Annotated in this window: 11 protein-coding genes and 1 tRNA gene; 8 read left to right on the top strand and 4 right to left on the bottom strand. The window is 54.9% G+C overall.

Annotated elements, in window-relative coordinates; translation table 11 throughout:
* The first annotated feature begins 11 nt into the window (after positions 1-11).
* The 7 genes from ACUCV0_RS11410 (at position 12) to ACUCV0_RS11380 (ending at position 9,187) form a co-directional block, all read left to right on the top strand.
* On the top strand, positions 12-830 hold the full coding sequence (locus ACUCV0_RS11410; RefSeq protein ID WP_482212720.1) for a class I SAM-dependent methyltransferase: 819 nt from the start codon (positions 12-14) through the stop codon (positions 828-830).
* Positions 831-962: 132 nt separating this feature from the next.
* A complete protein-coding gene (locus ACUCV0_RS11405) occupies positions 963-2,729 on the top strand; it encodes a type I secretion system permease/ATPase (RefSeq protein ID WP_482212719.1) in 1,767 nt (588 codons plus the stop codon).
* A complete protein-coding gene (locus tag ACUCV0_RS11400; protein WP_482212718.1) occupies positions 2,726-4,045 on the top strand; it encodes an HlyD family type I secretion periplasmic adaptor subunit in 1,320 nt (439 codons plus the stop codon). The genes ACUCV0_RS11405 and ACUCV0_RS11400 overlap by 4 nt, the downstream gene beginning before the upstream one ends.
* 7 nt (positions 4,046-4,052) lie before the next feature.
* Complete coding sequence (locus ACUCV0_RS11395) at positions 4,053-5,444, top strand: TolC family outer membrane protein (protein ID WP_482212717.1); 1,392 nt, start codon at positions 4,053-4,055, stop codon at positions 5,442-5,444.
* Positions 5,445-5,615: 171 nt separating this feature from the next.
* Positions 5,616-6,602, top strand: coding sequence for a glycosyltransferase family 2 protein (locus tag ACUCV0_RS11390; RefSeq protein WP_482212716.1), 987 nt, complete (start codon positions 5,616-5,618; stop codon positions 6,600-6,602).
* Positions 6,599-7,012 (top strand): GtrA family protein, encoded by a 414-nt coding sequence (locus tag ACUCV0_RS11385; RefSeq protein WP_482212715.1) that lies wholly within the window; start codon positions 6,599-6,601, stop codon positions 7,010-7,012. The genes ACUCV0_RS11390 and ACUCV0_RS11385 overlap by 4 nt, the downstream gene beginning before the upstream one ends.
* 27 nt (positions 7,013-7,039) lie before the next feature.
* Entirely contained in the window at positions 7,040-9,187 is a 2,148-nt protein-coding gene (locus tag ACUCV0_RS11380) for a DUF6311 domain-containing protein (RefSeq protein WP_482212714.1), read from the top strand.
* A 38-nt stretch (positions 9,188-9,225) separates the two neighbouring features.
* Here the strand turns inward: ACUCV0_RS11380 and ACUCV0_RS11375 are convergent, their stop codons facing one another.
* The 3 genes from ACUCV0_RS11375 to ACUCV0_RS11365 form a co-directional block, all read right to left on the bottom strand.
* Entirely contained in the window at positions 9,226-11,223 is a 1,998-nt protein-coding gene (locus ACUCV0_RS11375) for a DUF4214 domain-containing protein (RefSeq protein WP_482212713.1), read from the bottom strand.
* Positions 11,224-11,415: 192 nt separating this feature from the next.
* On the bottom strand, positions 11,416-12,402 hold the full coding sequence (locus ACUCV0_RS11370) for an acyltransferase family protein (protein ID WP_482212712.1): 987 nt from the start codon (positions 12,400-12,402) through the stop codon (positions 11,416-11,418).
* 180 nt (positions 12,403-12,582) lie between these two features.
* A tRNA-Thr gene (locus ACUCV0_RS11365) sits at positions 12,583-12,658 on the bottom strand.
* A 117-nt stretch (positions 12,659-12,775) separates the two neighbouring features.
* Here ACUCV0_RS11365 and ACUCV0_RS11360 point away from each other — a divergent pair.
* Entirely contained in the window at positions 12,776-13,120 is a 345-nt protein-coding gene (locus ACUCV0_RS11360; protein ID WP_059313124.1) for a hypothetical protein, read from the top strand.
* 58 nt (positions 13,121-13,178) lie between these two features.
* On the opposite strand, the gene betA is transcribed toward ACUCV0_RS11360, so the two are convergent.
* Positions 13,179-14,921 carry a choline dehydrogenase gene (gene betA / locus ACUCV0_RS11355; protein WP_482212711.1) on the bottom strand — a complete coding sequence of 581 codons (1,743 nt, stop codon included), beginning with the start codon at positions 14,919-14,921 and terminating at the stop codon, positions 13,179-13,181.
* Between the last annotated feature and the right edge of the window lie 53 nt (positions 14,922-14,974).

The following is a 14,974-nucleotide window of genomic DNA, read 5'->3' as shown; positions in this document are numbered from 1 at the left end:
GGAGTAAGGTGATGACCCTTTTCGAACTGTACAATAGCCATAATCGTTTAGTCTCGGATAAGTGGTTGTCATATCTTCAAGAGTATGAAAATATTTTTTGCAATTACAAATCGCTTTCGTTGGATTTACTAGAAATAGGGGTCCAAAATGGTGGTTCCTTAGAAATATGGTCAAAGTACTTTAGTAGTGATTCTCGAATTATTGGTTGCGATATTAATCCAGCTTGTGAAAAGTTGATCTTTGAGTCGGAAAATATAGATGTTGTCGTTGGTAGCATTATAGACCCTATAGTGCAAAAAAGAATTTTTGAGTTAACTGAGTCTTTTGACATCATCATCGATGACGGTTCGCATATTAGTTCGGATATTGTGAATGCCTTTTGCTCCTTATTTTCCCGTGTTAAGCCTGGTGGGATTTATATAGTAGAAGATTTGCATTGTAGCTATTGGTCACAGTGGGGTGGTGGTCTCTATGAATCTAAATCCGCAATTGTTTTTTTCAAACAGATAGTCGATATTATAAATTATGAACACTGGGGTGTTGAGGTAAGTAGAAGCGCTTTTTTAAAATGCTTCGCCGAAGCCGGAGCGCTGCTCGATTCTGTTCTTTCTGAAATACATTCTATTAAGTTTAATAACTCAATGTGCTCTATCGTTAAGCGACCTGCAGATGAAAATTTGCTAGGAAAGCGGTTGGTTGCTGGTCAGATTGAGCCTGTCTGTTGCGTGAAACATAGCGATGGTAAGTACTCATCAACACCTGAGCAGTCCAGCGAACATATACGATATTCGATTGATGAGTTGCGAGATAAAAAAACACCTAAACTATAAACTTGCGATAGTGAACTTGAGAATAGAAAGGTTAGCTTCAGATATCAAATGTCGAACATATAAGCTATTTGTAATCTCTTGCAGCTTTGGCGTTCGAAAAAATAGTTTAACTATCTTAATTGTTGGTGAGTAATGAGAAGGCGCCCCGTATCTGATCTTGAAAGAGCCTTGCTTGAATGCAAAAAAAGTTTTGCAGTAGTGGGTTTTTTTAGTCTTTTTGTAAATTTGCTGTTGTTAGCTCCTTCTTTTTATATGCTTGAAGTCTACGATCGAGTCGTCAGTAGCCGCAGCGTTACTACCTTGATTATGCTGACATTGATTGTGGTTTTACTGATGTCCGTGTACGGGATGCTTGAATGGATTCGTTCTCGGATGATGATTCGTATATCTACAAGACTCGATCTCATGCTTGGCGAACGAGTTTTCAACGCAAGCTTTAAACAGGCATTAGTTACTCAAGGTATAGGTACGTCTGGCCAGCCAATGGGAGACCTTGCAGGGCTTAGGCAATTTCTTACGGGAAGTGGTTTATTTGCCTTTTTTGATGTTCCTTGGATCCCAATATATGTAGGGATAATGTTCTATTTCCATTTTTGGTTTGGCTGGTTAACTGTAGTAGGAGCAATAATTGCTGTAATTTTTGCTTTTGCCAACGAATGGGCTACCAGTAAGCAGCTTCTAGAGGCAAATCGTGAGAATGGTGCTGCCCTGGGAATGGTAAATGCAAGTCTGCGAAATGCTGAAGTGATCAACTCCATGGGTATGCTACCCAGCTTGCTCAAGCGGTGGAAAGTTCGTGGGTACAGAGTGCTTTCTTTGCAGGCTCGCGCTAGCGAAAAAGGTGGTGCTATATCGAACGCTTCACGTACATGGCGGATGCTACTTCAATCCTTCATACTCGGATTGGGAGCCTATCTTGTTATAAATAACGAAATCACGCCTGGTTTGATGACTGCAGCTTCCATTTTGGTCGGTCGGGCTTTGGCACCCATTGATCAGATGATAGGAAACTGGCGTGGATTCATTGCTGCTCGTGGTCAATATGCCCGCCTGAATGAAGTGCTCCAGCAGATACCGGCAGATCCTGAACGTATGCCGCTGCCTGTTCCGAAAGGCGACCTTTCCGTGGAGCAGATCGTCGTCACTCCACCTGGTGCCCATTCGCCCGTTATCAAGGGCATCAGCTTCCGCGCGCCGCCTGGTGCCTCTGTAGGAGTGCTCGGGGCTAGTGCCGCCGGTAAATCGACTCTCGCACGTGCTCTATTGGGCATCTGGCCTGCACAAAGCGGCAAGGTTCGATTGGACGGTGCGGATATGTTCCACTTGGACCGCGCTGCTGTAGGTCCGCATCTTGGTTACTTGCCACAGGACATTGAACTCTTCGAGGGGTCCATCGCCGAGAATATCGCCCGCTTTGGTGAGGTAGACGCGACCAAGGTCGTAGAGGCCGCACAGGTTGCAGGTGTTCACGATATGATTTTGCGTCTACCCCAGGGCTACGACACCGTAATTGGTGCCCATGGCGGTGCGTTGTCCGGTGGGCAGCGGCAGCGGATAGGCCTTGCACGTGCCATTTATGGCGATCCTAAGCTAGTGATCCTCGATGAGCCTAATTCAAATCTTGACGATGCGGGTGAGCGAGCACTAGGCGAAGCCCTCATCAAGCTCAAGCAGAAGGGTACTACGCTCTTCATCATTACACACAGGGTCAGCGCCCTGGCCTATGTGGATAACCTCTTGGTACTTAGCGAAGGCCAGATCGTGATGTCTGGAGCTCGTGATCAGGTGCTTGCCCAGCTCAAGGCTCAGCAGTCTAGGGCGCCCCAACCGGTAGCTAATCCTGCCTCGGTTACTCCTTTGCCTCCCAAACCCGGTAGTGCAGGAGGATCCCCTGTATGAAAGATGTCTACTTGGAAGCCGAGGCCGCAGGCCTGAAGGTAAACGATGCCCCTGTGCGTCGACTGGGCTTTATTATTCTCTTCGTGGTATTTGGAATCGGCGGCGGTTGGGCAGCTCTGGCGCCGCTCAACAGTGCCGCTGTCGCTACTGGCTTAGTGGCCGTAGATAGCTACCGCAAATCAGTCCAGCATCTTGAAGGCGGTATCGTCCGTGAAGTGCGCGTACATGACGGCGATGACGTCAAGGCCGGGGACGTACTGATCGTGCTGGACAGCACTCAGGCGGGTTCGGAGCTGGAGGCGACCCGTAGTCAGCTGATTGCCGCCCAGGCGCAGGAGGCCCGGCTCATCGCCGAGCGCGATGACGCCAATGACATCACCTTTGGCGCGAGCGACTTTCCAACCGCGGACAAGCGTGTCCAAGAGGCCAGGGCCAGCGAACGTCAAATATTCCTGTCGGGGCGCGATGCGCGCCGCGGTGAGATCGACGTACTGAAGAATCGTGCTGCAGAGCTCGAACAGCAGATTCGTGGCTATAACGAAGTCATCGCGAGCAAGGAGAGCCTGGCCAAATCCTATGCCAGCGAGATCAAGGATCTGACCGGGCTGTTGAAGGAAGGCTTCGTCAGCAATGAGCGCTTGCGCGATCAGGAGCGCAATCTGTCCCGCCTGCAGGCGGAGATTGCAGATCAGCGTTCCGCTATCGCCCGGGCCAAGGTCCAGATCGGCGAGACGCGATTGCAAGTCCTGCAGACCACGCAGAAATTCAAATCAGATGTCGCCAGTCGTCTGGCTGATGCTCAGTCCCGAATCTACGAGTCACGGGAGCGGCTGGGGGCTCTGCAAGACAAGTACAACCGGACCGAGGTCAAGGCACCGGTCAGCGGCATGGTGATGAACCTGGCGGTGCATACCATCGGGGGCGTCGTGCAATCCGGCACCAATCTGCTCGATATCGTGCCGGACGCGGCCAAGCTCATCGTCGAGGTGCACATCGAACCCAAGGATATCGACCGGGTGGAATTGGGGACCAAGGCCGAGGTTCGTTTCAGTGCCTTCAGCAACGCCACCACGCCCATCATCGAGGGTGAACTGGTCTATGTATCGGCCGACCGCATCACCAATGAGCGCGACGGTACGCCTTACTACCTGGGCCGGGTAAAGCTGACCGAACAGGGCAAGAAGGATCTCGGGCATCGGGAACTGGTCGCGGGCATGCCTGCCGACGTGCTGATCAACACCGGTTCGCGCACCATGCTGCAATACCTGCTCAAGCCAGCGCGCAATGCCATGGCTCGCTCGATGATCGAGGAGTAGAGCAGACATGAACGCCAAGTTTCTTGCACTGGTGGCCGTGTTGGGTTGCTCTGGCTGGGTACAGGCACAGACGCCCGTCGCGCCCAGGTCACAGGATTACGTAGACCTCTGGAAGCTCTATCAGGACAGCGCGGTGTCGGACCCCCGTATTCGGGGGGCCGAGGCCCAGGTGAAGAATCTGGAGGGCCAGGAGCGCGCCGCCTTCGGCCAGGTGCTGCCGCAGTTGAGCGGTGGGGCTTCGACCAGTCGGGTTCGACGCGAGGAGGGTATGCAGACTCTCAACTACAACGGCGAGAGCTACAACCTGACCCTGAGCCAGGCGCTCTACAACGCTGCCGCCTGGCGCGGCTTCAAGCGCTATGAGCAACTGACCGAGCAGTACCGTGCCCAATACGAGGATGCCAAGACCCAGTCGGCCGCAGACCTCGTCCAGCGCTATTTCGCCGCCTTGGCGGCTGAAGATACGCTCGAGCTGGTCACCGCCGAGCGCAAGGCGACGCAGCGCAACCTGGATCGTGCCCAGGCGCTGTTCAACAAGCAGATGAGCACCGTCACCGACGTCCTGCAGATCTCCGCCAAGGTGGACAGCCTGAAAACCCAGGAGATCGAAGCACGCAACCAGATCCAAGTGACCCGCGAAGCCCTGGGTGAGCTGATTGGCCGTCCGGTCTATCAGCCGCTCAAACGTCTTAACGAAAAAGCTCAATTGGCCATGCCGCAAGGTGACGAAGAACAGTGGGTGACTTCGGCAGTGGCGAACAACCCCGCACTGGAGGCCAAGCAGCGCGCCGTAGAAGCCGCCAACTACGGTATCTCCGAGGCCAAGGCAGGTCATCTGCCGACCTTGAGTTTCAACCTGGGCGCACAGCGCAGCGACTTCGCCTATGACAACGTCATCGCCTCCTCCGCGATCAACACCTACTCAGCCACCATCAGCGTGCAGATCCCGCTCTATAGCGGCGGCTCGACCAGCGCCCGGGTCGCCAGCTCCTATGGCTCGCGCGATGCCGCGGAGCAGGAGTACGAATCTATCCGCCGTCAGGTGGTGAAGGAAACGCGCACGGCCTACATGAAGAGCGCTGCGGACCTGGCCAAGATCGGTTCTTCGCGTAACGCCCTGGACTCGGCGATCAAGTCCCGCGCCGCCAGTGAGCGATCGCTCAGCCTGGGCGTGGCGACCGCCGTGGATGTGCTCAACGCGGTGCAGCAGGAATACAGCGCACGACGGGATTATCTGCAGGCGCAATACGACTTCGTCACCAACCAGCTGGTGCTGCTGCGCTGGAGTGGCGGTTTCCGCGATACCGATATCCAGAAGATCAACGGCTGGCTGGCGGTGCCTACACCCGGTGAAGAGCGCAAGACTGGCGTCAAGGAAGGAGAGGTCGCCAAGGGATGAGCGGAAGGCAATAGGGTTTGCATCCGCGCCGCCCACCCCCTATCGTCTGCCCCCTATTGGGGGCAGACGTTTTTCTATCTGAAAGAATTGCCCTGATTACAGTATTCACTACGAGGTAGACAGGTTCGCGGTGTTATCAGGCGAAGCCAGGTCTAGTCCAAAGGAGATAGGTTGAACAGCTACGACCTCGGGCCACGCGCCACGGACACGCCGGTACTACTAACCCTCGTAATACCGGTATTCAACGAGACGGAAGCCATTCCTTTCTTCCTGGAGCGAGTAGGGGCCGTCTTTGCGACACAGAATGGAATCGACCTGGAGTTTCTGTTCATCAACGATGGCAGTACCGATGCGACCTTGCAGACGCTATTGGAATGCCAGCGGCGTGAGCCACGAATCCGGGTGCTGGATCTGAGCCGCAACTTCGGCAAGGAAGCGGCCATGACCGCCGGTCTCGAAGAAGCCCGCGGTCAGCTGATCGTGCCGATTGACGTCGATCTCCAGGATCCACCCGAGGTGATTCTGGAGATGATTGCCAAATGGCGCGAGGGCTATGAGGTCGTTCTCGGACGACGCCTAAATCGCGACTCGGATTCCTGGGCCAAGCGTGCCTCGGCCAACTGGTTCTATCGTCTGCACAACAAGATTGCCGATCCCCAATTGCCGGAGAATGTTGGCGATTTCCGCCTAATGGATCGTTGCGTGGTGGAGGCGCTCAAGGAACTCCCGGAGTCACGCCGCTTCATGAAGGGGTTGTTCGCCTGGGTGGGCTTTCGCACCGCCTACGTGGACTATGCGCGCCCTGAGCGGATCGCCGGTTCGACCAAATTCAACGGCTGGCGGCTGTGGAACTTCGCCTTGGAAGGCGTCACCAGCTTCAGCACTGATCCCTTGAAGGTCTGGACCTATCTGGGATCAGCAGTCTCCCTGGTGTCCTTCCTATTCGCCATATCTATCGCCCTGAAAGTGTTGATCAAGGGTGTGGATGTGCCCGGTTATGCCTCCATCATCGTCTCGGTCACGTTCTTGGGAGGTCTGCAGCTCATGGGAATAGGCATCCTTGGCGAGTATCTGGGGCGAACCTATATCGAAGCCAAGCGCCGTCCGGTCTATGTGGTGCGCAAGAATTACACAGTGACCGATCGGGTCGAGTCATGATCACCAGGCTCAGGGCACTGCGCGAAGGCCGCGCCTTTGGCGAGCTATTGGTAGCGAGTCGCTTTGGTTTGGTAGGACTCGCCGCCACAGCTGTGCACCTTGCCATTGTCACCCTGTTGATTCGAGCTGGCTTGGCGCCGTTGCTAGCCAATCTGCTGGCCTTCCTGTGTGCCTTCGGCGTGTCCTTCTGCGGACATTACTTTTGGACTTTCCGCAGTTCAGCCGGCATCGCCAGTGCTGTCCTTCGTTTCTTCCTTATCGCGGTGGGTGGCTTTTTCATCAACAGTGCGCTGCTGGCGATGCTATTGCGCTGGACCACATTGGAAAATACCACCTGCGCGCTGATCGCCGTCCTGATCGTGCCTGTCTTGTCGTTTTTCGCTAGCAGGCTCTGGGGATTTAAGGCGTGAGTGCGGTTCTCTCTTTAGGAAATTAAGATGTCAGATCTGAAGCGCACGCGCGGAATCGCGGTTGGTAGGGATCTAGCTTGGGCGACCTTGCTTGGCGTACTCGCCTTCCTGGCAATACTCGGTCCCCGCGTACTTAATCCTGCGAACATTGGCTGGTTGCAGGCAGGCGACTTTGCCCAGTACTACTTGGGCTGGCGTTTTTTTGAGCAGGCACCTTGGAGCTTTCCAGTTGGCCTAAATCCTGGTTTTGGCCTCGAATTAGGTAATTCCATCGTTTACACCGACTCTACGCCACTGTTGGCGATTTTCTTTAAATTGCTTTCCCCCCTGCTGCCCGAAACTTTTCAGTACGCCGGAATCTGGTGGCTCTTCTGCTTCATATTGCAGGCCTTCTTCGCTTGGAAGATCATCGGTCTGTTTTCACGGAATCTGGCTATCCAGATTCCGGCCGTAATGTTATTTCTCTTTGCACCGCCGTTTCTCTGGCGCTTGCAGTGTCACGTAAGTCTGACCGGACATTTCTTGATTTTGGCAGGCATCTATCTCGTGCTTCGCCGCGACCAACGCCACCGTATTCTCTATTGGTGCTTACTGTTTGGAACCATCGCTCTGGTTCATGCCTACTTCTTCCCCATGGTTGGCGCGCTGTGGGCGGCAGACTTAGGTTGGCGTACAGCGAAGCGTACTCAAACAATTCGCCTTGCCATTGTCGAGACAATAGCCGTAGCCCTGACTATACTTTTCTGCTGTTGGCAGGCCGGCTATTTCGCTGTACAGAATGGCTTGAGCGCAACTGGCTATGGTCAGCTCGGCCTTAATCTGCTTTCAATTTTCGATTCTGCAGACACCTGGGCGCACAGTCCCACATCGCGTTGGTCCTACGTATTGCAGGATCTTCCTGAGATTCCAGGTAACTATGAGGGCTTTAATTACCTTGGCTTGGGTACCATCGTGCTGTTGATCCTAGGTGTACCTACCCTAGTGAGTGGCAAGGTGAGCCTGATTTCAGTGGTTCGTCGCAATCCATTGCTGGTCCTAGCCGTACTGGCACTTACGTTGTTCGCCATTACAAACAAGGTCGGTATCGGCTCCTATTCCTTTCAGTTTCCCATCGGCGCTCACCTAGAACGATTAGCCAACGTCTTTCGAGCTTCGGGAAGGATCTTCTGGCCCGTATACTACCTGATTATTATTATGGGGCTCTATCTGCTGGTAAGAGGCCACACTGCTCGAGTTGCAGCAGTATTGCTTGTCGGCGTTGCAGTTATTCAGATGGTGGATATGAATCTCTTCCGTATTGGTATGCGCGAAAAGATGATGGCGACCCCAGTAGATACTTGGTCTACGCCACTTAATAGCCCTTTCTGGAGCCAAGCTGCTCATCGCTATCAGCAGGTGCGAAGCTTGTCGCCAATGAACGAAAACAAGAATTGGCGTATATTTGCTAGCTACGCTGCGCAGTACAAGCTGGGAACCGATATCGTGTACTTAGCGCGCATGGATCAGCATGCACTTGAGCTGGAAAAGCATGCGGCTGGCAGAACACTGCTGATAGGTGGCTATGACCGCAATACTCTGTACATTTTGGAGGACGACCAAGTAGAACAAGCGCGTAGCAGCCTTCAACCCAATGATCTCCTCGCACTTGTAGATGGTTTCTATGTGCTTGCTCCAGACTGGGAGCGTTGCGATACGTGTACCACTAGGGCTTACCAGTCGCTGGCAGCCGTGCCGGGGGCCTTTGGTGGGCAATTAGGCCAAACCCTGGAGCTCGCAAAGGACAAACCTTTACCGGCGCATCTGGACAAAGGCTGGTCGCAGCGGGAATCTTGGGGTGTCTGGTCCAACGGTTCCGAATCCGAGCTAGACGTAGCAACTGCTACCAGCCCTACTAGCGTAACTCTGAAGTTTGACGCTTTCATTTCCTCAGTTAGCCCTATCCAGCGGATAGTAATTAAAGTGAATGACCAGCCGGCTGGTGAATACGAGGTTTCTAAGCGCACGGATAACGTTCTAAGTTTTGAGATTCCTGCTGCGGCACGAGACTCTATTATCCAAAGCAGACTGGTCCGCTTGAGCTTGAGCTATCCCAATGCGCTAATTCCCAAGGCGGCTGGCATAAGCGGAGAAGATCGTATGCTCGCTATTGGCTTGAAAAGCTTGATCTTGCAATGAGGACAGCTAAGGTAATTCTATAAAGAATGGCCTTGGCTTCATGCCCAGTCCGTCTGGCCCACCAACTGAATGAAGCCCGAGCTACCTTCGGTGAGTTGCTGGTTTTCCGGGGACTCGGTGAAATGCAGCATCACGTTGGCGCGGCTCATGCCGTGCTCAAGCTGAGTAGCCCAGTAGCTCAGGCCGCTGGCTTCGCCTTCGCGGCCTAGAACGGTGCGATAGAGGGTGTTGGTGAAGCCAACATTGTCTTGGCTGCCATACCAGGTGGCAAACTCGGGCGAAGCAGTGAAATTGCTGGCGATGTCGTCAAAGCTGCGACCAAGGGCGTGCTGGTGCATCCAATACTCGATGCCCTGATACTCCGGCACCCGATCGAAGGCGGTATAGAGACGCGCGATCTGCGCCTCTTGCTGATCCAAGACGAAGATATCTCGGTCCTGAAAGCGCAGCACGTTCACATCGTGAACTTCCAGCGCAACACTGCCGTTGTTAGCCGTCAATACCAGGGTACTGGGCGCTGTGGCGGTACGCCCAAAATCCGCTACGGTTCCTTGCACGGAAAGGACATCATTTCCCTGGCCACCAAAGACCCGGATGGTGTGGCCAAAATCGGCAACCATTTCGCTTTGTAGGAGGCTGTCTCCGTAGCTGCTGCCGAAAGCGACACCCTTTTGGATGACTACATCCGCATTCGTCCAGGCGACCCGGTCAACGATCTTGATGTAGCCCGCAGAGCCTTCCGTAAGGCGCTCACTTTCCGGTGAATTGGTGAAGTGAGTCATGACGTCCAGGCGATTCATGCCCTGATCCATCAAGGTCGTCCAGTAATTCAGGCCATCGTCATCTCCTGCACGATCAAGCACACGCTCGTATAGCAAGGAGGCAAACTGGCTATTGGTACTGGTGCCATAGTGAGCGATGAATTCAGCAGAGTTGGCAAAGCTCCGACTGATATCGGTAAAGCTCATGCCATGGGCCTGCAGGTCGGTCCAATAGGCTAGCCCGGCAAGATCAGGCACACGATCAAATACCGTATAAAGCCTTGCCAGCTGAGCTTGGTTTTCCGTCATGACAAAAATAGTCTTGTCAGAAAAGTCGAGCGCGTTGACGTCGTGCAGGTTCAGCGTCTGCCCATTAACGTTGTCCTTTACCTGCAATAGGCTCGGATCATCGGTAGCCGTCGTCAGCTGATAAGACCAGGAAGAGCCGCGCATAATGAGCGCGTCCGCTCCTCGATAGCCGTAGACCTGGGCGGTGCCTGTTGTGTCGTATGACAGCCGGGCCTGGATAAGAATATCGTCGGCATCACTGCCACTGGCTACGCCAAGACCGCTTGGTCGATAGGCGCTACTGGCATCCAGTAGGTCATCGTTGGCAGTGCTCGCCTTGGCTACCCAGGCTGCGTTAGCACCGGTCAGGGCGGCATAGAGAGAGAAGGTATTGGCGTTGTCCCCGGCGGACAGCACGCCACGGATGCTTGCAGTTGCACCAGAGCCATCCAGCAGTGGTCCCCCCGAGGCGCCTGAGCCCAGGCCAGTACCTACGAAGTAAAGCGGATAGTCAGCTACATAGGATGCCGCAGCGGTGTCTTGCATCAATCCGGTACCGCGCACGGGATACCCTAGTACCGTGCCAGTCAGATCCGAGCCGGTGGTGGAAATGCCCAGGATGCCGGTAGTCGCCCCGATATTCGTGTCGAGACTGATCAGCGCCAGGTCATGCCCAACCTCTTCATAACTCGGGACATGATCACCGTTTTTGTCCCAGTTGCTGGAATAGCCAGTCCAGCTGTGGGCCGCATAGGTACCTAAAGGCGCTGAAAAAGAAGTGGAATTGATGTACGCACCCGGTGTAACCGTGACACTGACTGCTTTTCCGCCATATCGATCGTCGTAGATCACATGGAGCGCTGTAAGCACGTCATTGTTGCCAACGACCGTTCCTGAGCCCCGGGCTACAGTGCCATCAGGAAAAATACTCTGGATGAACGCGATTTCGCGATAGGGGGAGGTCGAGCGATCATTTACCTGAAACACGGCGCGCACCATAGCAGCTGGCAGATCAGCTAATGTTAGCTCAGCCGACTAATGATGAGGTCTATGCACGCTGCACGTGGTCCATCGAAAGCGACCACCTGGCGAGACAGTGCGTATAAGTCCAGAATCGCTGCCAAAACCGAGGTCATTTAGCTAAAAAGCGAAGACTGTAGGCGCTATTACCGATTGCCGTTATGAGGGTTGTGTCCCAGCGTTTGCCACTCTATTCCGCTGCCTGATGATATGCCGCATTTTAAGTATGGGTCTCTCCACTAAGCGGTAGGAGAACAGGCTCGTTAATATGGATAGTAATAGGATGGTTGTTGCTGAGGTGGTCGTTAGTTCAAGGTGTCCCAATGTTTGAGCGAGATAGATATAAATAAAATGATTTAAAAAAACACCATAACTTATATTCCCTAGAAACTCGTCCATTTTGCTGTAGCTTAGGCTAGATAACCAGCGAACGGCAGGGATGGCAAATGCAACGCCCGCAGTAACTTCCGTATTGAAAGGCGCGCGTGGAATGATTCCTAAAAATATGAGTAAAAATGTTACGAATGCAAAAAGGCTGGTGGCCCAAATCACTATCTGCTGCCGCCGGCTATTGTCGTAAAGATAGCTACCGCACAAAAAGATAAATAGTACGCCTGGCAATAGTCGATAGCCCCAGAAATCCGTATGCAGGTAGCCTAGGCATGCAGCTATAAAGACGAGTATAGACAGGGTAAGGCACAATCCTCGAATCTTTAGAGCTAATAAAAAGGGAATAAGTAAGTAGAAGAACAGTTCTAGACCAAGTGACCAAGCTGGAGGTAGAATGTCAGGCTGTGTTATACCAAACATCCAAAAATTCAAGGGGAATATTGCCAGGCTGAGCAATATGTTTTCTGGATTAAGAGCTCGCGCGTAAAGGCTATTTGGTAAGAATGTATGAATAATCGCTATAGATACCAAAAAGTAAAAAAGAAACTGAGGGTAAATCCTTAATGCACGATCCGTGTAGAAGGAAGTTATGCCCTGCTTGTTAGGATAATTTCTTCTAATTAAGGCAGTCGTAACAAAGCCACTGATAACGAAAAATGATATGACTGCGAAGACGCCAGGATTATAGCTGTAAACACTTACACCCATATGAGAAAGTGCAACTAGGATCGCTAAAATTAGTCGATAGGCACCCATTTCGTATCCCTAAGCTATGACCTACAAAATATATCTGTCGGAATGAGTGCCGGGCGACAACGCCTTATTGGCTCTGGCTGATAGCGAATGTGGGTATCGAGGTTTGGCTATCGATACTGGAAGGGCTATCCAGAATGAGCAGGATACCTTCACACGTTAGCAACAGGATCACGGAAAAGATGGTGCCGGCACCAGGAGTCGAACCCGGGACCTACTGATTACAAGTCAGTTGCTCTACCAGCTGAGCTATACCGGCAAGGGGGAGGCCATTATAGCCATGGAAAAGCCCTTGTAAACCAAGGATGTGCGCGAGTTAAGGCTGGCGTAAGCCAGCTGAGGCTAAAATGGGGCAAAGAGCTTGCAGGAGCCACTGATGAGAACGAAGACCCTGGCCGTGCTGGCCGCTGCGCTGGCTGGCTGCACCAGTCAGGCGAACCTTGAGCGCAATCCACCGATGGAGCTGCGTACCGGCAAGAGCGCCGACGACTATCGAGCCTGTCTGGTCGCCAAGCTGGAAAAGGGTGGCCGCCATGTGGAGGTGCAATCCCAAGGCAGCGGGCAGCGCGTGCTGGTAGACAGCAAGGTGCCGCCGGCCACGGCAGCCGTCATCGATATCGGCTCCGCATCGCGTGGCACGCGCATCGCGTTGCGTGAACAGATGGCCAACAACCCTCTGCGACCGCGGGATGTGCTCGTGGCCGTCAAAGACTGCCTCTAAAACCGGATCAATGAAAAAGGGCGCCTAGGCGCCCTTTTTCGTGACCGGCTGCGGACTACTAGGCCGCCGGTTGGTCACGACGCTGCGGAACCGGCTCGGCGGCGCGCTGACCGTTGACGTCACGCAGCGGGGTACCCCGTACCGGGGCGCCGTTGGCGACGTAGTAGGCGGCATTGCTGCGCGGCAGCGGAGCGCGGCCACGGATTTTGTCGGCGATCTTTTCGGCGAGCATGATGGTCGGGGCATTGAGGTTGCCCGTCGCGATGATCGGCATGATGGAGGCATCCACCACGCGCAGGCCTTCCAGGCCGTGCACGCGGCCGGCGCCATCGACCACCGCCATGTCGTCGGTACCCATCTTGTTGGAGCAGGACGGGTGGTAGGCGGTCTCGGCGTGGGAGCGCACGAAGGCGTCCAACTGGGCATCGGTCACGCAATCACGGCCCGGGTTGATCTCTTCGCCACGATAGGGATCCAGCGCCGGTTGCTGCATGATCTCGCGGGTCAGGCGGATGCCGTCGCGGAATTCGCGCCAGTCCTGCTCAGTGCTCATGTAGTTGAACAGGATGCTCGGATGCTGGCGCGGATCGCGCGAGGTCAGTTCGATGCGGCCGCGGCTGGGCGAGCGCATGGAGCCGACGTGGGCCTGGAAGCCATGGGCCTCGATGGCATTGGTGCCGTTGTAATTGATGGCGATCGGCAGGAAGTGGTACTGGATGTTGGGCCAGTCGAACTCTTCACTGGAGCGGATGAAGCCGCCCGCCTCGAAGTGGTTGCTGGCGCCCAGGCCGGTGCCCTTGAGCATCCACTCCAGGCCGATCTGCGGCTGGTTGTACCACTTCAGCGCCGGGTACAGCGACACCGGCTGCTTGCACTCGTACTGCAGGTACATTTCCAAGTGATCTTGCAGATTCTGGCCGACGCCGGGCAGGTCGTGGACGACAGGGATGTCGAAGCGACGCAGCAGCGGCGCGGGGCCGACACCGGAGCGCTGCAGGATCTGCGGCGAGGCGATGGCGCCGGCGCAGAGCAGGACTTCACGACGGGCGCGCACGGTGATGGCTTCCAGCGAATCGCCCTTCATGTAGGCGACGCCATTGGCGCGCTTGCCCTCGAAGAGGATGCGATCGGTGGTGGCGTGGGTGACGATGGTCAGGTTCGGGCGACCCTTGGCTTGATCCAGATAGCCACGGGCGGTGCTGGAGCGCCGGCCGTTCGGGGTGACGAAGCGGTCCATCGGACCGAAGCCTTCCTGCTGGTAGCCGTTGAGGTCTTCGGTGCGCGGATAACCCGCCTGGACACCGGCTTCGACCATGGCTTCGAACAAGGGATTGGTGTCTGGCTTGGCGGTAGTCACCGACACCGGGCCCTCACCGCCGTGCCAATCGTTGGCCCCGGCATCGCGCTTCTCGGCCTTGCGGAAGTAGGGCAGGCAGTCGAGGTAGGTCCAGTCGTCCAGGCCATCGAGTTGCGCCCAGTTGTCGTAGTCCAGGGCGTTGCCGCGGATGTAGCACATGCCGTTGATCAGCGAAGAGCCGCCCAGGCCCTTGCCGCGGCCGCATTCCATCCGGCGGTTGTCCATGTGCGGCTCGGGCTCGGTCTGGTAGGCCCAGTTGTACTGCTTGCCCTGCAGCGGATAGGCCAGGGCGGCCGGCATCTGGGTGCGGAAGTCCAGGCGGTAGTCGGGGCCGCCGGCTTCCAGCAGCAGGACGCTGACGTCCTTGTCCTCGGTCAGCCGGGTGGCCAGGACGTTGCCGGCCGAGCCGGCGCCTATGACGATGTAATCGAATTCGTGTGCCATGAAAAAGTCTCCTCCTGACGGCGGGTGGGGTCTGGCCCCAGCCCCGGGCCCTC

It is taken from the genome of Pseudomonas sp. VMV1 (genome assembly GCF_056790235.1).
Note: the sequence above shows the minus strand (reverse complement) of the source record. Positions and strands in the feature narration are given on the sequence as shown.

Coding starts and splice junctions, on each gene's coding strand:
- ACUCV0_RS11410 (WP_482212720.1), top strand. CDS start 12: ATGACCCTTTTCGAACTGTACAATAGCCATAATCGTTTAGTCTCGGAT.
- ACUCV0_RS11405 (WP_482212719.1), top strand. CDS start 963: ATGAGAAGGCGCCCCGTATCTGATCTTGAAAGAGCCTTGCTTGAATGC.
- ACUCV0_RS11400 (WP_482212718.1), top strand. CDS start 2,726: ATGAAAGATGTCTACTTGGAAGCCGAGGCCGCAGGCCTGAAGGTAAAC.
- ACUCV0_RS11395 (WP_482212717.1), top strand. CDS start 4,053: ATGAACGCCAAGTTTCTTGCACTGGTGGCCGTGTTGGGTTGCTCTGGC.
- ACUCV0_RS11385 (WP_482212715.1), top strand. CDS start 6,599: ATGATCACCAGGCTCAGGGCACTGCGCGAAGGCCGCGCCTTTGGCGAG.
- ACUCV0_RS11380 (WP_482212714.1), top strand. CDS start 7,040: ATGTCAGATCTGAAGCGCACGCGCGGAATCGCGGTTGGTAGGGATCTA.
- ACUCV0_RS11370 (WP_482212712.1), bottom strand. CDS start 12,402: ATGGGTGCCTATCGACTAATTTTAGCGATCCTAGTTGCACTTTCTCAT.
- ACUCV0_RS11360 (WP_059313124.1), top strand. CDS start 12,776: ATGAGAACGAAGACCCTGGCCGTGCTGGCCGCTGCGCTGGCTGGCTGC.
- betA (WP_482212711.1), bottom strand. CDS start 14,921: ATGGCACACGAATTCGATTACATCGTCATAGGCGCCGGCTCGGCCGGC.